This is a genomic window from Sutterella megalosphaeroides (assembly GCF_003609995.1).
Taxonomy (GTDB): domain Bacteria; phylum Pseudomonadota; class Gammaproteobacteria; order Burkholderiales; family Burkholderiaceae_F; genus Sutterella; species Sutterella megalosphaeroides.
In genome coordinates, this window is record NZ_AP018786.1 from 1,883,110 (window position 1) to 1,902,212 (window position 19,103).

General features: G+C 62.6%; 8 protein-coding genes. 1 reads left to right on the forward strand and 7 read right to left on the reverse strand.

The annotated features are described in order from the left end of the window. Window positions 1–11: 11 nt before the first annotated feature. From S6FBBBH3_RS07560 to S6FBBBH3_RS07575, 4 genes are all read right to left on the reverse strand, one after another. Complete coding sequence (locus S6FBBBH3_RS07560) at window positions 12–1,613, reverse strand: LTA synthase family protein (protein ID WP_120177167.1); 1,602 nt, start codon at window positions 1,611–1,613, stop codon at window positions 12–14. Continuing rightward, complete coding sequence (locus tag S6FBBBH3_RS07565) at window positions 1,610–2,593, reverse strand: SDR family NAD(P)-dependent oxidoreductase (RefSeq protein WP_120177168.1); 984 nt, start codon at window positions 2,591–2,593, stop codon at window positions 1,610–1,612. Before S6FBBBH3_RS07565 ends, S6FBBBH3_RS07560 begins: the two co-directional genes overlap by 4 nt. Before the next feature lie 96 nt (window positions 2,594–2,689). After that, window positions 2,690–3,298: a GNAT family N-acetyltransferase gene (locus S6FBBBH3_RS07570; protein ID WP_120177169.1), complete on the reverse strand. Its 609-nt coding sequence runs from the start codon at window positions 3,296–3,298 to the stop codon at window positions 2,690–2,692. Window positions 3,299–3,447: 149 nt separating this feature from the next. Further along, window positions 3,448–4,680: a capsule biosynthesis protein gene (locus tag S6FBBBH3_RS07575; protein ID WP_170143878.1), complete on the reverse strand. Its 1,233-nt coding sequence runs from the start codon at window positions 4,678–4,680 to the stop codon at window positions 3,448–3,450. A 450-nt stretch (window positions 4,681–5,130) separates the two neighbouring features. Between S6FBBBH3_RS07575 and kdsB the strand changes: the two genes are divergently transcribed. Next, window positions 5,131–5,901, forward strand: a complete 771-nt coding sequence (gene kdsB, locus S6FBBBH3_RS07580; RefSeq protein ID WP_120177171.1) for a 3-deoxy-manno-octulosonate cytidylyltransferase — start codon at window positions 5,131–5,133, stop codon at window positions 5,899–5,901. A 79-nt stretch (window positions 5,902–5,980) separates the two neighbouring features. On the opposite strand, the gene S6FBBBH3_RS07585 is transcribed toward kdsB, so the two are convergent. The 3 genes from S6FBBBH3_RS07585 to S6FBBBH3_RS07595 form a co-directional block, all read right to left on the reverse strand. Beyond that, entirely contained in the window at window positions 5,981–7,372 is a 1,392-nt protein-coding gene (locus S6FBBBH3_RS07585; protein ID WP_197714300.1) for an aminotransferase class I/II-fold pyridoxal phosphate-dependent enzyme, read from the reverse strand. Between the two features lie 431 nt (window positions 7,373–7,803). Beyond that, complete coding sequence (locus S6FBBBH3_RS07590; protein WP_170143879.1) at window positions 7,804–16,029, reverse strand: type I polyketide synthase; 8,226 nt, start codon at window positions 16,027–16,029, stop codon at window positions 7,804–7,806. Between the two features lie 679 nt (window positions 16,030–16,708). Next, window positions 16,709–17,860 carry a porin gene (locus S6FBBBH3_RS07595; RefSeq protein WP_120177173.1) on the reverse strand — a complete coding sequence of 384 codons (1,152 nt, stop codon included), beginning with the start codon at window positions 17,858–17,860 and terminating at the stop codon, window positions 16,709–16,711. Window positions 17,861–19,103 lie beyond the last annotated feature (1,243 nt).

Below are 19,103 nucleotides of genomic sequence, written 5' to 3' on the forward strand. Positions count from 1 at the left end.
GGTCGATTAAATCAGAAGTTCGAAGAGTTCGTTTTATTCGGATGATCGTGATCGTTCGGAACGATCGGGTTGATCGCCGTCAACCGTTCCGGGCGAAGGGAAGACGATACCACGGATTCGCGGTGCGGCCACCGCACCCACAGGGTGTCGGACGGAATTTCGTCCTCGCGCCCCCGCAGGACGCCGAGCCCCGGCAGGTGGTCGCCGTAGATGCAGAGGTCGATTCCTCGGCCCGGAGCCTCCGAAGCTTTCCTCCCCTCTTCCGCCTCGACGATCCGGCACAACCCCGCATCGAGGTGCTTCAAATGCGTTTCGTAGCGCTCGACTTCGGTGAGCTTTTCCGCCCCCGGGAATTTGTCCTTCGACCAGGGACCGTGCGCTTCCATCGTCACGACGAAGAGAAAGACGGGTTCCCGGGCTTTTTCGAGGTACTCCGCCGCCCACGCAAGGAGTGCTTCGTCCGAGACGTAATGCCCGCAGTACGCTTCGGGCTTCGTAAAACGCGCATCAAGCTTTTTCAAGGCCTCCAGATCGATGAACTCGTCAAACCCCAAATTCGGCATCACGCGGTTGCGATCGAAAAAGCGCCCGTCGTTCGGATGGCAGACGACCGTACGGTACCCCTGAAGCTTCATGCGTCGGGCGAGACTCTCCATCGGCACCATGGCCGCCAACCGATAGGGGTCGAACCCGTAGGTTTCAAGCGCCCGGGGCTTCAACCCCGTCAGCACCGCGAATTCGCTTCGCATCGTATAGGCCCCGCGCCAGTCGAGCTCCAGGGCTCCCGACGCACCCTCCGCCGCCAGTCGGTCGAGGACGGGCGTCACGCTCGGACGCCCCAAGAGCCGCCCGATGGGTGCGAGCGACTCCGCCTGGACGAGAAGGAGGTGCCGCTTTTCGCTTTCACCCAAAACACCCTTCGAACCCTCTTCCGGCGAAACCTCCCGCTCCTCAAAGCGGAACCGCTCCCGCAACGCATGACGCCGCTGCCCGTGCCAAAGCACATGCAGAAGCGCCGCACCGATCGGCGTGTAGGTCGCGGCATCGGTCTGGGTGTCGAAGGTCAGGGGGTAGTTCGCAAGAAACGCCTCCACCCGCGGGTTGGGCCGACGTACATACGCCACAAAACCAGCAAAAGCCAGAAGAATCGCCGCCGCGATGCCGATTCGCATCCCGACGGACCCGAGGCGGGCGGCGGGCTCAAGAGACACCCCCCACGCAAGGAGCGCAAAGGCTCCGACGACCAACGGCCACACCCACAAGGGCGCATAGCCGAAGTAGAGCCTCGGGTAACGCAATGCGTGGCCTGCCAAAAAGACGTCCGAAAAAACGAGCACCTCCGAGAGGATCGCCGCCTTCAAGCGGTTCCCCGCCCAAAGAAGCACGATCAAAAGAAGCCCCAGAGCGAAACTCGCGATCGGTCGGTCGAAAAGGACGAGGAGCAACGGATAGACGAGCGACGCCGTGAGGCCGCACGTGAGGTGCCCGATTCCGTAAGCGCGAAAGGGCACTTTCATTCCGCGTCCCGCAGCCAAAGGCGTCGCCTCACGGTTCGCAAGCGCCAAGAGCCCCATGAGGACGATGTCCGAAAGGAGTACGAAGAGAACGGTCATCGGGACACACCTCGATCGACATCATTCTCCGTTGCAGAGGAATTTCCACGAGAGCAAGCGCTCGCTTTCTCTCCTGGGTCCCCTTCGCAACCCTTCTCCACGCAGGCCTTCGTACCGCCTTCTCCGCGACTCTCCCGATCGGGCTCCACCGTAAAGAAGAACCCGTTGAGGAAGAGATGCTCAAGCGAAGCGGGCACCAACTTCAAAAGCGCAATCCCGACTGCCAGAATCTTCGGGAAAGCGTATTCGCGCTTTCCCCCGTCGATCGCCCGCTTCATGAGGCGGGCGGCTTTCTCCGCGGACATCAACCACGGCTTCGAGCCTTGATACCTGCGACTCATGTCGGATTCGACGTAGCCCGGGAAAAGCACCGTGACGCCGACGTCTTTCCCGCGAAGGAGTCGCCTAAGCGCCTCCCCGTACGTACGCAACGCCGCTTTGGAGGCGGAGTATCCGGGGGACCCCGGGAGACCCGTCAAAGCGGCAAGAGACGCCACGAACGCGATTTGCACGTGCTTGAGAGGCACAACCCCTTCCCGGCGCGCAAGCAGCAGCGCACGCACGAAAGCATTCGCTGCAAGGATGTTTCCCGTCGCATTCACGTCAAGCTCCCGCAGAAGGTCGTCGTTCTTTTCGGGAAGCCACAGCGTTTCTACGTCTCCCGAATCACGCTCAATACCTTCCACCGACGCCGACACGCCCGCTCCGAGGATGAGAGTGTCGGCCCCACGACGAGCCGCCTCTTCGCACCAAGCAACGAGCGCCGCACGGTCCCGAAGGTCGAAGGCCGCCGTACAAACGGTCGCGCCCTTCGCTTGCGCCACGGTCTCCAGTCGCTCAAGCGCCTTCGTGCGGCGCCCCGCCAAGAGGAGCTCCGTCCCCGGGGCGGCATAGACGTCGACGAGCGCTTCGCCGATCCCGCCCGTCGCGCCGCAGACGGCGACGATGCGGTCTTGATGTTGAGTGGCGTCGGTGGTCATAGGACGTATCGTTTCTCGAATTCACAAAAGAAGTGAGCGGTCGCTTTCGGTTTTCGGGCGTATTCCTCGGCTCTTGCTTTACGTTCACGTCCTTTTTTACTTGGTTCCGGCCACCGGCTTCACCCAAAGCTCGCCCCCCGCGGGGTGACGCTCCAAGAGCGGCCCGCCCGAGGGGGTGGCACCCGCCTTCACGAACCCCGCCTTTTCGTAAAAGCGGATGGCACGCGCGTTGTCGGCCCAGCAGTGAAGCGCCAGCGCTTTCTTCCCCGAATCGCGCGCCATGTCTTCGGCCATGCTCATCATGAGGCGCGAGAGCCCCTGACCTCGGAATTCGTCCGCCACCCAGAAGGTGTTGATCCAGAGCGCTTCCGGGTAGGCCGCTTCGAGAAGCGGTCGCACGGGGTCGAGCTTCGCTTTGGCAATGAACCCCTCCATCACGGCGGGCACCTTCTGAAGCGACGCGTCGTAGGAGAAAAGAAGCCCCGCCAACGTCCCGCGAACTTCGAAGAGCACGATGTTTTTGAGGTCGTACGCCCCCTGCCCGCGCATCAGAACCATCTGCAAAAGCTTCTCGGGCCCCATACCGGGAACGACCCCCGTCAAGAGGTGTTCGATCACGCCTTCGGAGACGACATTCAAAATGTGAGCGACGGCGGGAACGTCGTCCTCACCGGCCAGGCGCATGTTGAGTTCGGGAGAAATCATGAAAAATCCTTGGTAGTCCGAAAATGGGTGGCTGCTCGTCAAAGCCGTACAAAAAGCGATCAAAGTAGCGTACGAGGAAGCGAACAGGGATGCAATCAGGAGGAAAGGCGCTTATCAAATACGCCTTTCGACACTCTGTTCCTTCGTGTTCAGACGGTTTTTTCCCCAACACGTCCGGAAGGCACAGCCTCAAGACTGGCGACGACCTCCGCCACCCCTTGTTCTTCGGCAAGGCGAAGCACCATCATGCCGCTCTTGGGTTTCGTGCGTTCCGAGCGCGCAAAGCGCTCCACGGCGTCCTCTGCCGCGAGTTTCATCGCCTTGTCCGTATAGAAGTTCCCCCGCACGAGCGCTCTCTCGCCCAAGACGCGCTTGAAATCCCGATAGAGTTCCGGGTCGGGCGCTTGAGGGGCCCGCCAGAAGCGGTCGAGCGTGACGTAGGGAAGGCACTGCGTGAGGCCTCTTAAGTTGTAGATCGACCGCCCCAAGCAATAGACGGGCTTACCCGCTTCGAGCGCCATCAACCCCACGGTGCTGTTCACAAGCACGACGCCTCGCGAACCGCGGATCATCTTCATCGTATTGCCGTCTTCGACATACGTCACACGGTCTTCGATCCCGAGCTCCCGCGCGAAGCCGCGGATGAAGTCCCCGTAACGAATGAGACCGTTGTCAAGGGGATGGTTGCGTATCAGAAGGCGCGTTTTGGGAAACGCACAGCGCGCAAAGGACGAAAGCACGTCCGCAATCGCTTCCTGCACGCGTACGTACGGGGAATAAAGCTGAATCTGACTGTCGGTAACGAGCTGGAGCGGAAAGAAGAAGTAGGGTTCCGTCCGCTCTTCGAAGGCCTTCAGGGTCTCCTGCGAGGTCTTGGCACGCGACGCGCGCTTGAGGTAGCGCGGCAAAATCCCCAGAAGCTCGAAAAAGATGTTCGTCGGGCGGTGGGTGCGGTAGTGACGGTACTTGGGCCAGAGGAAGAAATTCCCCGCATGGTGAAGAATCGCCTTCGTCACCTTGTCGTGGAGGTCGTTCTCAAGCTTTGCTTCCGTCGGATCCGGCAGGTCCTGCGCCAGGGCATGGATTTCCTTCGGGTTCGTGGGGAGAGACGACCGCCCGTTGACGCCGTTTTCTTCGAGCGTTGAAAAGCCCGAACGGAGATACCCTTCTTCAAACACCCACACGCGGATCCCGCGCACGTGCGCGAGTCGCACCGCTTCCCAATGCAAAGGTCGCCAGTCGCCGTAGAGGCAAATGTCCGTGATGCCGCGTTCGCGATAGAGGTCCCCCACCCACTCGGGCCAGCCGTAGATGTCTCCGGTGTAGGCAATGGCGGGATTCGTGAGGCCCCAGAGCACCGCATCCCCGCCGCAAAAGTTCACCTTGGCGACCGTGGCACCTTCCGCGCGCAGGCGGTCGGCGAGACGACGGAAGAAGAGACTCTGAGGGCCCTGAAGAAGAAGGAAAGAACGACCCGAGAGCGATCCTGAGGTGGCAGCAGTAGCGGAGGATTTCGATTGCTCGGATATTTCCGGAGAAGTCAACGTAGACGATGAATTTGAAGCCTTTGCCAAGGGAGCAGTTTCCGCTCCGGGACGACGAATGCGGTTTTTCTCCGCCGAACGCTTCTCCGGGCGGCCTTTCGACTTTACATCCTTACCGCGAGCCGTAGACGACGATTGTTGGGTGACCTCTTTCATTTTTTTCTACAATAGATCCTCTCCGTCGGGATCCCGAAAGTTTATCAAAGCGGGCCGCGACGGCGGTTTTACGTTTTACATTACCTTCGACGACGATTCTTCCCGACCGTGGGCGGATCGTTTTCCAAACCGATGTCCTACACCATTCTCATCCCCGCGCGCATGCACTCCAAGCGCCTTCCGGACAAACCCCTCAAGCTTCTTGCCGGGAAACCCATGATTGTGAGGGTTGTCGAAAATGTTCGCGGTACCTCCGCCGAACGCATCGTCGTGGCCACGGATCATGAAGCCATTTTTGACGCTTGCCGCCAGGAAGGCATCGAATGTGTCATGACCCGACACGACCACCGCACCGGAACCGATCGTCTGAGCGAAGCCGTTACGAAGCTCGGGCTTCCCGACGACGCCGTCGTCGTGAACGTTCAGGGTGACGAACCCATGATCCCCACGTCGGTCGTCGATCGCGTGGCTCAACTTCTCGTCGAACATCCGGAATGCGCCATCGCCACGGCCGCCCATCCGATCGACGATGTCGAAAGCTTCCTCAACCCCAACATCGTGAAGGTCGTGCTCGACGGTCGCGGCAACGCGTTGACCTTCTCCCGTGCGCCCATCCCCTGGCCCGACGGCTGCGAGTCCCCGAAGGCGCTCACCGCCCTGCCGGAAGGTTGCCATCCCCTTCACCACATGGGGATCTACGCCTACCGCGTCGGATTTCTCAAGAAGTTCCCGACCCTTCCCCGTGCGCCGATGGAAGCGGCCGAGAGCCTCGAGCAGCTTCGCGCGCTCTACAACGGCGACAAAATCGCCGTGACCGTGCTCGAAGAGTCCCTCCCCGCAGGTGTCGATACCGCCGAGGACCTCGAACGTCTGCAAGCTGCGTATTCTCAGAAAAACGCGTAACTACACCTTGCGTTACCGAACGGAGGCGAGCTTTGCGGCTCGCCTCCGTTTTTTCGTACCCGCAGTGCCCTCAGTTCCCTTACCGCCCCATCGCGGCCACGTCTTCGCGGGCCTTCGGGAGCTCTTCCACCACGATGTCGATCGCACGACGGACGTGCTCCACGTCGTGCGCGGCGGAAAGGAAAAAGCGCAGACGCGCGGCACCTTCTTCGACGACGGGGTAGATGATGGGCATCACGTTCACGTGTCGGGCGAAAAGACGCGCGGCGAGCTTCCCCGCAAGCAAGGAGCTTCCGAGCATGATCGGCACCACCGCATAGCCTTCCGCAGCCCCGGTATCAAGGCCCTTCTCTTTGGCGTAGCGCACGAACTCGTGACTCACCACCTGAAGCTTCGCGACGCGTTCGGGTTCGGCGAGCATCAGTTCGATCGCACGGCGCGATGCGGCCGCCAAGACGGGCGACATCCCGACGCTGTAGACGAACCCGGGCGAGGTGAATTTCAAGAGTTCCACGAGCCCCTTCGTCCCCGCGATATACCCGCCGCAGCCGCAGCAGGTTTTGGACAACGTCCCCATCCAGAGGTCGACGAGCTTGGGGTCGACCCCGAAGTGCTCGAACGTCCCGCGACCGGTCTTACCCAGAACCCCCAACGCGTGCGCTTCGTCGACCATGAGGAAGCACCCCCAGGTTTTCTTGAGGCGCAGAAGTCCCGGCAGGTCGCAGATGTTCCCGTCCATCGAGAAGACGCCTTCCGTCACGATCAAAGCGCGCTGCGCCTTCGGGCGGTGTTCCTTCAGGAGGCGCTCCAAGGCGGCCGTATCGTTGTGGGGGTAGCTGATGCGACGCGCCCCGGAGGCGAGCGCCCCCATCACGATCGAATTGTGCGCGAGCGCGTCGTGAAAGATCACGTCCTGGGGGCCGAAGAGCTTTCCGATCGTGGAAACGTTCGTCGCGTGGCCGCTCACATAGACAATCGCGTCTTCGGTTTCGTAAAGGTCCGCAATCGTCTTTTCAAGCGCACGGTGCGGGGGTCGTTCGCCCGACACCAAGCGCGAAGCCGACGCGCTCGTTCCCCACCGCTCCATCGCCTCGATGCCGGCCTTTTCAAGCTCCGGGTGCCCGTTCAGATCGAGGTAGTCGTAGGTCGAGAAATTGAGGAAAGGAACGCCGCCGATGCGGGTCTCGGCTTTTGCGATCCCGTCGTGGCACTGAAAGAAGGGATTCAGAATCCCCGCGCGTTCGGCGACGCTCTGCTCCATGCGGAGCTGCTTCAGAGCGGGAAACTCTTCAAAGGAGAGGGTCTTCGGGTCCGGAGTCCAGCGGGCTTCGTCGAGCGCACGGCCGCCGGCCGAGCCGGCAGCCCCGGAAGCCCCAGCCGCACCACTAGCGGCGTTCTTCTTCAGCCGCGCGAGCAGATTCGAGCGGTCCGCGCTCGTCAGTCCGAAAATCGAATTTTGTTTGTCGGTCACGGGAATTTCTCTCAAAAGTCTTGTGGTTGCTTTTGTCGGTGTTTTCGCTGTTTTCGCTTGTTTCGCTTTTTGCCGTTTGGCTTTCCTGCCGTCTTCGTCTTCGTCGAATCCGTCGCCTCGCGTGCGTTCCTCCGCGGTTCGGTTGCCCGAGAGCGTAACGCAAAACGCGACAAGCGTCGCTTGCGCTCAAAAAACGGTGACGAACGTTGAAGGCCGTCGGGAAGCGGGGAAGGCGGGCGAAGGACGGTGAAGGATTCGAAAGGACTCGAAGAGCAGACCTCCGAAAAAGCATCGGGCGCTCGAGCCCCTTGCCTCTTTCGGGGACGGCGTGCGGGTTGCACGCCCGCCGTCCCCGATTCCTTACCGACTCCTCGGCGACTCTTCGGCGTTCCTTCAGTCCTTCACCTCACTTCACCTCACCTCAGCTCGATTCACGCCCCCTTCCCCGAAGCCCCGACGTCCGCGAGGACGCCTTCCTTCAGTTCGGCGGAGAGTGCGACCCCGTGACGGTGCGCGAGATCGTCGAGCGTCTGTTCGCCTTCGTTCTTGACGTTCAACATCTTCCAGAAGCGCTCGGCCATCGTGCGAATCGTCGCACCGCCCGAAAGCGACACGGCGGGGATCTTGAATCCAAGACGCTCTTCGAGCGCAGCCGCCAATTCCACCACCATGAGGGAGTCCATCCCCAAGTCCGCCACGGGCTGGTGGGCGTTCAATTCCGAGGCCGCCACACCCATGAGTTTCGCCACTTCCGATGCAACGAGCTCGGTGAGGATTCCGACCGCCTCTTCTTCGCTCTTACCCGTCAGCAAGTCGCGAATCGAACCCGCATCGGCGCGCTTTTCCCCGACCGTCGCCCAAATCCCCGCAAAGCGCGGATCGCGTGCGGCAGGCAATTGGTCCACGCGGCTCCAGTCGATCGCAAAGAAGTGGAGCGGCGTACGGCCGCCCTTTTCCACCATGGCGTCAAGGGCCGCCAAGACTTCCGTCGAATCGAGTGCCGGAGTACCCAAGGTCGACTCGAGGATCTTCTTCGCGCTCGGGTTGACTTTCAGCATCCCGACGTCGCCGACCGGACCCCAGCCGATCACACGCGAAACGAAACCCGCACGACGGGCGCGTTCCGCGAGGACTTCCAGCGCGGCGTTCGCCGCCACGTAGTTCGCCTGACCGGGGTTCCCAAGCAAGACCGTAGCGGAAGAGAAAAGGACGCAGAAGGGAGCGGTCTTCTTTTCGAACGCTTCAACCTTTTCCTCTTCTTCCTCAGCCTTCGCTTCTTCCCGAGCCTTATGGGCCTCAAGCGCCGCCAGGAGGTTTTCCGCCCCCTTCACCTTCGGCCCCCAGACGCGCTCGCACGCTTCCCGCGTCAGGTTCGGGATCATGGCGTCCGCCAACACCCCGGCCGCGTGCACGACGCCCGCCAAGGGGGGCATCGTTTCCAGGACCGAAAGAAGCGTCGTCACGACGGCAGTGCGGTCACCCGCAATGTCCAAAGCCGGAGCCGCAACCTTGAGCCCCGCGAAGCGTTCTTCCAAAGACCGCACGAATTCGGCCGCGTCCTGATCCGCCAAGCCGCGACGCGAGAGAAGGACGAGCCCCGTCGCACCCGCACGGGCGTAGTGTTCCGCGGCCTTCCGCCCCAAGCCCCCGAGACCGCCCGAGAGGACGACCGTACGACCCGAAACGGAACGCGGAAGGGCTTCGGTCGAAACCGGCGTTTCCTTCACGTCATGCACGTCATGCACGTCATGCGCTTCATGCGTTTCAGCAGCTTCGTCGGTCGCTTCGCTTTGCGTGCGATACGCGACGACGAGCTTTCCGATATGAACGGAACTTTGCATCGTCGCAAAGGCGTCGCCCGCCGCATCCGCGGGGAAGATCATGAGGGGCAACGGACGGAAGACGCCCTCTTCGAAGCGCGCGAGGAGCTCGCGGAAGAGGTCCGAAGCGAGCGCCGGGCAGTCGACCAACATCTGGTCGACGTCGATACCGAAGTAGGAGATATTGCGACGGAAGGGTCGCAGGAACATCGGGCTGTCGGCGTAGAAGTCGCGCTTACCGAGCTCGAGGAACCGTCCGAAGGGTGCCAAAAGCCCCAGGGACTTTTCGGCGCCGTTCCCTGCCAAGGAGTTGAGCACGAGGTCCACCCCGCGCCCCTTCGTATCGCGTCGGATTTCGTCCGCAAAGGCGAGCGAGCGCGAATCGTAGACGTGTTTGACGCCCAAGCGCTTCAGAAGCGACCGCTTCGCGTCCGACCCTGCGGTTGCGAAGACTTCGAGCCCCAGGTGGGCGGCGATCTGAATGGCCGCCAGCCCCGCACCGCCCGCGGCGCCGTGAATGAGGATCGACTCCCCGCGGCGCGCGCGACCGAGGTAATGAATCGCGTACCAGGAGGTAAAGAACGCAACCGGAACGGAAGCCGCTTCGGCAAAGGTAAGGTTCGAGGGCTTCTTCGCCACGGCTTCTTCCGTCGTACGCACGACCGTGCTGAAGCACGCGGGGGCAAAGGCCACGACGGCGTCGCCCGGCTTCACGCTCGTGACGCTCTTACCCGTACGGCGCACCACACCCGAGGCTTCCAAGCCCATCGTCGGACCCGAGAACCCGTTTTCGAGCGCTTCTTCAGGCAGCAACCCCATCGCCCACATGACGTCGCGGAAGTTGAAACCCGTCGCACGGACGTCGATTTCGACTTCGGTGTCGCCCAAGGGGGCGGTGAAGCGGTCCGACTTCCAGTAGAGGTGGTCGAGCTTGCCCGGAACGTCAAAAGCGAGCGTACGGCGGGGCGTGAGGTCGCCCTCCTTCGAAGAAGACGAAGCCCTCGAAGAAAGCGAAGCGGTCCCAGAGGTCTCAGAGGTCGCACCCTGCAATTCCTCAGCCTCGTCCGAGAGGTCGCACGTTTCGACGTAGCGTCGGTAGAGGCGCCCTTCGGAAACGGCCGTTTCGCTTTCGAATTGCGCAACCGATTCCTTCGGTTCTTCACCCGATGCTTCATCCGAACGTGCCGTCCCCCCGGCCGTGAAGCCGCGAAGGAGTTCCACGGAGGCGCGCTCGATCGATGCGTCCGTTCCGTCCTGAAGAGCAACCGTGCGCACCGTCACCGACGGGCATTCGTTCGCAAAGACGCGCAGAAGCCCCACGGCCGCACGGGCGGCGGGGGATTCCACCTCATCCGCACCCGTCGTGCACGGCACGCCCGAGAGCGCATCCGTAACCACGACGACCTCAAGCCCGGCAGGAAGAGTTCCCGCCTTTTCCGCCGCCACCGCGGCGCGGCAGAAGGCGAAGAGTTCGTGCGGGAAGGCGTCCGCGGCTTCAGAAACGTACGGTTCGTTCTTTTCGATCTTTTCGCTAGTCGTCTTCACGAGGTCGAAGAACCCGAGGATACGCGTACCCGCGGGCAACGCAGCGAGCCGTTCGTTCCAAGCGACAGTGAGGCGCTCAAGCATATCGGAATCGTCACGCGTTTCACTCGATTCGGAGTGTTCGCTGCCGCCCGACACCGTCACGAGCTCAACCCCCGTCGTGCGAACGAGCGTCGAGAGAAGCGAAGCACGCGCAGCCGAAAGGGTCGAACCGTCGCCCTCTTCCTTCCCGTCCGTCAAGAAGCCTTCCGCCGACGCCCCCGCAACGATGCGAAGACGGTCCGCGGGGAGGAAAGCCAAGAGCGACGCCGTCGTGCCCTCCGTCGTGCCATGAAGGGCGCGATCCTCTTCGGCGCTCTCAACCACCGCCGCAATCAGCATGCGGGGGGCAAGCCCCGTTTCTTCCGTATCGACGCGCGAAGCGGCAAAGCCCGCGCGTTCCAAAGCGGCAAGCCACGCGGCTTCGTCGGCAAGGGGCCCCGAGTAGGTACCGTTCCCTTCCGCATGCCACCAGGCGGCGTCCGCCCCGTTGAGGATGTCCGCCATCGTGTTGGGGGCTTCTTCAACGAGGAAAAGCGGCGCACCCGGAAGCATTCGAGCAGCCAAGGTCTTGAGGCACGCCGCGGGGTCCGCGAGGAACGCGAGCCCCTCGGGGAGGAGCACCGCGTCGAAGTAAGCATTCGAGAACGTATCGGCAAGCTGCGCGATCCCCGTCACCTTCACGCGGGGGTTTTCCGCGTATTCGGCACGAAGGCGCTCCAACATCGACGCTTCTTCCGAGTCGTCGGCGGCGATCACCAGCGTCACCGAGCGCGGGAGGGTCGAGGCCAAAAGCTTCGCGTAAGTCGAGCCCGAGCGGGTAACGAGAAGAATGTTCGGACGAACGGGGGTCTTCTTCGCTTCGAGTGCCTCCGTCACTTCGCGTACGTACCGGCACACGGCATAGGGCGCAAGAGCGCGCTTGGGCATGCGCTCGAACAAAGCCTTCATCACGGTCGCGCGCTTCGGGAAGACGACGTCGGCGGTGACGTCGCCCGCCACCAAGTCCGCACGACGGGCGTCGAGCGTATCAAGAGCCGTGAGTTCCGGCCACAATTCGGGGCTTTCCGCCAAAACCGTACGGAAGAGGTCGTCGCAGGCGGGACAGTCGGCGGCAGAGAGCACGCGCACAAGCCCGTCCTTTCTTTCCGCAAGGCCGTTTTCCACCATCCGGTCAACGAGCACCTTCGCCCAGGGCTCCGCCTCTTCGGCAAGCCACGCTCCGTTCGTCAAGAGCGTCTCTTCCGCCACCCATTCGTCCTTCACGGGAACGGATTCGCAGAGACCCGCGAGGACGGTCCACATAAGGAGCGTATCCGCATCGAGCGCGGCTTCGGGGTTCCATTCCATGGAACGGGCGGTGTCGGAAAGGGCGCGGGAGAGCGCACGACGAAGGCGAGAGACGTCGGCGGTCGTCCCTTCAGTCGTGGTGCCATTCGACTTTTCACCCGGCTCTTCGACCTTCCCTTCGCACGTCGCTCCGTTTTTCACTTCGGCGAAGATCGACGCACGGTCCGTATCGGCCGCGTACCAGGCTTCGGAGTAGAAAGCAGGGAGCACGCCCTTCGCTTTCTTATGAACGCGCAGGAACCGTACGCCTTCGAGGCGCGCGAGCACGTCGCCCTTCGCGTCGTAGAGCGTGTAGAGGGCCTTGGCGGAGCGGTCCGTGAGGCTCAGGAGGTCCGCGGTCGCCCAAACGGGCGTGCCGCGCTCCCAAATCACGGTGCGCTCGAACCACGTAGGCAAATAGGTCGCACGAGAGGAAGCCCCGGAAGTCTTTTCGGAATTCTCACGAGCCGCTTTCGCATTCGCCGCCGCTTCTTCAAGCGCGAAGAAAAGCCCCTGAAGCGCACCGTCCACGAGCGCGGGCGAAAGCCCCTCGCCGCGGTCCGCTTCTTCGGATCGGCTCGCGAGCTTGACGACGACGCGGTGCGTGCCCGCAGCACGCTCCTTCGTTTCGAGCGTCTCAAGGCCGATGCGGGCGGATTCCGAATCGTCCTTCACGAAAAGGGCCGCTTCGATCGGGCGGAAGGCGCCCGCGTAGCAAAGACCTTCGGCCGCAAGCCGCTCGTAGAAGGGTTCGATGTCAAACGTCTTTTCGGCGTCGCGCAGGAACGCTTCCGGGTTGACGGCCGCAGGACGCGGGGCATCCGAAACGGTCGCACGGCCCGAGAGGTTGACGAGAGCGTCGTCCTCGGACATTTCGTCGCGGGTCGAAAGCGTCAGCGTCCCCGCATCGTCCACCTTGGTGGAAAAAACCTTCGCGGGGGCGTCCGCGAGAGGAGCGGGACGCAGGATCATGAGGTTCTTGAGCTCAAGCGCACGCTCGGGGGCGAGCGCACGGCGGGCGGCCTCGGCCGCGACCTCAAGGAACCCCGCCGCCGGGAAGAGCACCGTCGCATCGATCTCGTGGCCTGCGAGCCACGGACGCGTCTGAAGGTCGAAGACCGCCTCCCAGGCGTTTTTCGCGTGCGGGATGCGACGCCCGAGAAGCGGGTGCTCCTCGGGGTCGCGAACAAAAAGTCGGCGCGATTCCGGCGTCGCTTCCGCCCAGAAGCGCTTTTTGGCCCAGCGGTAGCGCGGAAGCGTACGGTCGCGGGAAACGGCGGGCCACGCAGCGAGCAAAGCCGCGTGCGGCCAGGCGGCGGCAACCGTTGCCGCCGATCGACCCCACGCCGAAGCCGCATCCTCGCGGCGCATGACGAAAAGGGTCTTCGCGTCGACCGACTTCGTCTTCGCGATCGCGCGCACGTACCCCGTCAGAATCCCGTGGGGACCCACTTCGACAAAGCGGTCGACGCCGAGATCGAGGAGCGTTTCGACGGCCGACTCAAAGCGCACGGCTTCGCGGATGTTGCGCCACCAGTAGTCGGCCGTGAGCTTTTCACCCTCCGTCACCTTCCCGTCGACGCTCGACACAAAGAGCGTGCGGGAGGCCTTCGGGGAAAGGCGCCCGAGCGTACGTCGCACGTCCCCTTCCAAGGGCGCCATGCGGGAGCTGTGGAAGGCGTAGGGAATGCCGAGGAGCTTGCAGAGGCCCCCTTCCGACTTGATGACGGTGCGAAGGTGCTCGATCCCCTCGGGGTCCCCGGAGAGCGTGTAATTGTCGGGCGCGTTGTAGCCCGCGATTTCAACGCCCGGGTATGCGGCCAAGAGTTCCTTCAAACGCGCTTCGGGGAGCTTGACGGCCGCCATCGTGCCCGAACCCGCCATGCGTCCCTGCAAAAGGGACCGCTCGTAAATCACCGTGACGGCGTCTTCGAGCGTCAACGCGCCCGAAGCCCAAGCGGCGGCCACTTCGCCGACGCTGTGGCCCGTTGCGGCATCCGCCTCAATGCCTTCGGCACGAAGGAGTTCGGTCATGCCGATTTGCATCGCAAAGAGAAGCGGTTGCGCGACTTCGGTGCGCTCCAGGGTCCAGTCGGCTGCGGGCTTCGCGAGGTAGTCCGCAATCGACCAGCCCGCGAGCGGCGCGAAAATCGCGTCCACGCGTTCGATCGCGGCGCTAAAGCACGCGTTCGCCTTCAAAAGATCAGACCCCATCCCGACCCACTGGGAGCCGTTGCCGGAATAGACGAAGGCCGTACGGATGCGAGGGCGGCCCGCACCCGCCGAGGCGGCCGCGGCGGCCGTGCTTTCGGTCTTTCCGTCCTTCTTCGTGTCCGAAGCATGGTCGTACGCGGCCGTCGCCCCGTCGGGGAAGCGTTCCGTGTCGGCGTAAGCCGTAAGCCACCGGGCGGCTTCTTCGGGCGTTTCCGCACGCAGCCACACCGCGTGCGGCAGGCGATCGCGCTGATGCGCGGCCGCGGCGGCCGTACGGTTGAATTCCGCGGGAGAAAGGCCCTTCACGCGCTCGGCGTAGGCGCGAGCGAGCGACTTCAAGCTTTCGCGACTCTTCGCGGAAACAAGAAGCGGAAGGAGACGTTCGTCACCGGTCGTCGAGGAAACGGCGACTTCCGGAGCTTCGGGCGCTTCTTCGAGCACCGCGTGCGCGTTCGTGCCGCCGAAGCCGAAGGAATTGAGCCCCACGAGCGCGGGACCGTCCGTCTTCGGCAAGGGTTCCGAAACGGTCGGCACGCGAATGCCGAGCCCCTCGAAGTCGATCTTCGGGTTGGGTTCGGTCAAAAGGATGTTCGCGGGAATCGTCTTCTTTTCAAGGACCGTGAGGGCCTTCGCAAGGCCCGCCATGCCGGAGCCCGTTTCCAGGTGCCCGACGTTCGACTTCACGGAGCCGACGGGCAAGGGTTCGCTTCCCGGCCGGCCCAAGACGCGGCCGATGCTCGCCGTTTCGATGGGGTCGCCCGCGGCCGTCCCCGTCCCGTGCGCTTCGACGTACGCGACGCGCGAAGCGGGGACTCGGGGGTCCGTATAGATGGACGTCAAAAGGGCGGCTTGCGCATCCCCGTTCGGAAGGGCGATGCCTGCCGTACGGCCGTCGGAATTGACGCCCGTAGCGCGGATCACGGCGTGAATCGCGTCGCCCGCTGCGAGCGCGGCTTCGAGGGGCTTCAGGATGATGACGGCACCGCCTTCGGAGCGGACGTAACCGTTCCCCTTCGCGTCAAAGACCTTGCAGCGACCGTCTTCCGAGAGCATGTGGGCTTTGGAGAACCCGACGAAGGGCATGGGCGAAAGGAGCACGTTCACGCCACCGACGAGCGCCATGGGGAGGTTTTCTTCCGCCATCGCGCGGCAGGCTTCGTTCAAAGCCACAAGGCTCGAGGAGCACGCCGTATCGATCGTCATGCTCGGGCCGTGGAGGTCGAAGAAGTAGGAAAGGCGATTCGCGATGATCGAAAGCGACGTCCCCGTCATCCCGTAGGGGCCCGTCACCGCCATATCGTCCGAGCGAATCATCCCCATGTCGGTCGAAGCGGCACCGACGTAGACCGCGGCCTTGCTGCCCGCGACCGAGGACGGAGGAATCCCCGCGTCTTCGAACGCTTCCCAGGCCATTTCGAGGACCATGCGCTGCTGCGGGTCGAGCGCTTCCGCCTCCTTCGGGCTCATCCCGAAGAAGGTCGCGTCGAATTGCGTCAGGTCGCCCACGATCCCCGCACTCGTCGTGCAGGTGCGGCCCGGGGCCTTGCGGTCCGGATGCCAATAGCGTCCGAGGTCGAACCGCTCCCCGGGAATCGAAGTGACGACGTCCGTCCCTTCGGACAAAACCTTCCACAAGCCGTCGAGCGAATCGATGCCGCCCGGAAAGCGGCAGCCGATACCGACGATGGCAAATCCCTTGTCGTAAATCATGTGCAACCCTTCTGTAGTGGACTTCGTGCGTTGGCAACCCCGAACCCCGCCGACTGCGCTCGATCGAAAGTCAAGCGTAAGGACACGACTCGGGGACGATCGTTCGTCGTCCCCGTCGGTCTTCCCATCGGTCCCGCTCCGCCGAGTTTTCAGATCGGCGGAGGGTTTCCCCAAGCGTCCGCATGCGCACGTCGGTCGACGCGAATACGACGAAGCCGCCTCCCCTCCTTGGCTTCTGGCCTCAAGGGGAAGCGTCCATCGCGTTCGGTCGCCCTCCGAAACGGGAGGCACCTCGAAAGGGCGCGTGCCTCGGACGCCGTCGGTTGGCGTTCGGTCGGTTTCACACCGCACCGTGTTCTCACCCATGACCTTTCAAGTAAGGAGCATCCGAGAGCTCGACTCAAGGAAAAGGGGCATGGGTCAGAAGGAGCGTACGGGGAAAGGAAGCCTCTGCGCTACGACCGAAAGGTGAAGTGTCGGTTGGTTGAGAGTTGGCTGAAACCAAGGGGAAAACCCTCGAAAAACCTCATAAAAAAGACCGTTCGGGGGCGGGTTTTGCGGTTCCCCAACAAAGAGAAGGTTCCGGACAGACCCGTCGATCCGTCCGGAACCTCGCATTCATTCGATTGTCGGAATGCTTTCAGTCGACATCAAGCTTCCGCAATCCGAGCGCCTTGGCTTAGAAGCTGTGCTTCACGCCGGCAACAACCTGAGCCACGGAGGGGTTGGTGTTGTCGACCGTGTCTTCGAACCAAGCGGCACCGCCGTAGACGGCCGTACGCTTGCTGAGAGCGTATTCGTAGCCGCCGCCGACCGTCCAGCGCGTAACTTCCTTGTTGGCGCGGTCGCTGTCGGCGTCCATGTAGCCGGCCATACCGTAGGCCGTGCCGCCCATGACCGGGAACTTCGTGCCGAGGACGATGCCGTAGCCGTCGATGTCGCCGTAGCTGACGCCGCTCACGCCGTTGGCGAGCTCGACACCGAAGTCTTCGGTGCTCATGCCGCCGCCGACCCAGTTGGCGTCCTTGAAGTACTGCGCGGCGAGGTAGGTCGTCGCGAAGCCGCAGTCGTAGTTGGCGCCGAGGGTGATCGTCATCTGATCCTTGCCGCGAACGCCGTCCGTACCGGCGGAATACTTGCCTTCGTCGAGGTAGTCGAAGGCGCCGATGAAGCCGAGGCTGCCCACCTTGTAGGTGGCACCGATGGCGGCGTAGCGGTCGGCGGAGGACTTGCCTTCAACGCCCGTCGTGTCGAGTTCGTTGTCGTTCTTGAAGGAGTACTGAGCGTAGACCTTCGCGCCGTAGAGGTCGGGCGATTCGTAGACGATGGCGTTGTCAACACGGCCGGCGTTCGTCGCGAAGACGAGGTTCTGGTTGCCGATGATGGAACCCCAGCCGCTGCCCATCGGGGAGAGGTCGGCGAGGATGCCGTACGTGCCGTTGTCGCTCACGAGCGTGCCCATGCGGCCGAAGGAGAACGTACCGAAGTCCGTCTGGAGGAAGAGGCGGGATTCGCGACCGAAGAGGCGGCCGTCGTTGCCGAGCTTGCCGTCGTCGGCCGAGAAGCCGTTTTCGAGCTGGAAGCCGACCACCATGCCGTTGCCGAGTTCTTCAACGCCCTTGAGGCCGAACTTGGAAGCGGAGTTGTTGCCGGAGTCGAGCGTGAACGTCGTGTCGTTCATGTCGGCGGCTTCGTAGCGGGCGTTGTGGTCGCCCGCGACCGAGGTCATGCCGAAACCGACGTCGACGGTACCGTAAAGGGTAACCGAAGCGGCCGAAGCGGTACCCGCGACGGCACCGAAGAGAGCCAGAGCAAGAAGCGTCTTCTTCATAATAAGAACCTTCCTAATTTCAAGAGAGTTTGTTCTTTCCCCTTAAGGCCGATCTCCAAGATCGTATGCACGCCCGATCTTCGAGCGGGTCGGAGGGAAAAAACGGTGTTTCATTGCGGACGTGCGACGGATTCGCCCCGCCCCGCTCGTCCCGTGAGGCTCCTCACGCGTCTGCGATCGGTTAGCCGCTTCGGAGCGGTCGGGTCGACGGTGGCGGCGGCCTTGAAGCCTTTTCGTGTCGGGCTCCGGTACACCGTGAGCAACGTTCCGCGGTTCGGTCTTCGCCCCGAGCGTCCGCTTGAGCGTTTTGGAAACGCCGCAACACCCGAGTCGTACGACCCCCATGGGGAGTTCTCACGTAAAGAACCCGCACCATACGGGTGGAATAATACCAAGTCTCGGCCTCGAAACGTAGAACGCCCGCGAATTTCAAGCAAAAAAGCGTTGCGAAAACGCCACACAAGCTTTTCATGTCGGAAAAAGAGCGCGACTCCCGACAGGTCTTCGACGGGAAATCGACAGTCAACACCCGCGGCCGTTCTCCCAAATCTCCGCGGGATTTGAAAAGCGATTTTGCCGTCCGACGGTTTTCCTCTTTTCCACGGTTGGTTTTCACGGAAATGGAGGTAGGATGTGTATTTCGTACAACATGGTGAGGAAGCCGTGCTCGGCCGCAGTCCACGGCGGGCCGACCGCGAAAGAACTTCGCGGTCGTTTCATGGTCGTCTTTTGCTCGTCGACAGCGCGGAAATCGCCCTCCGGACGCCCGAACGCGAGCGCGCAACGGGAGCTGAAAGTGCTTATTTACGGAACATCATAGAAATTCCCGATGAAGGTCATTGAAAACAATGCGGCCGGATTTCGGATGAAAACGAAAGCGTCTTTCGAATCCGTCCGGAAAGACCGTATCGATTCGGGAAAAGAATCGATTTTTATTCCTCCGACGATTCGGACAAGTAAACGCATTTCCGTTTTTTTTCAGGACGAAAAGTTCGAGCATGTCGAACGGATAAAACCCTCCGAATTCCTCTCGATCCGTCGGGAATCCTCATGGGTTTTTTACCTAGCCTGTTGGGGGTCGGCTTTTCGGATGAGGGCCGAGTCGAAAATCGAATGCGCGCGAATGTCTTCGAACGAAGGAGAACGAGGTGTTCGATGGGTTCGGTGCGTTCGGCAGGTTCGGGATGGTCATGCGCGTTCGGGATGGTCATGCGCGTTCGTCATGCTCAACCGGGTCGGTCGG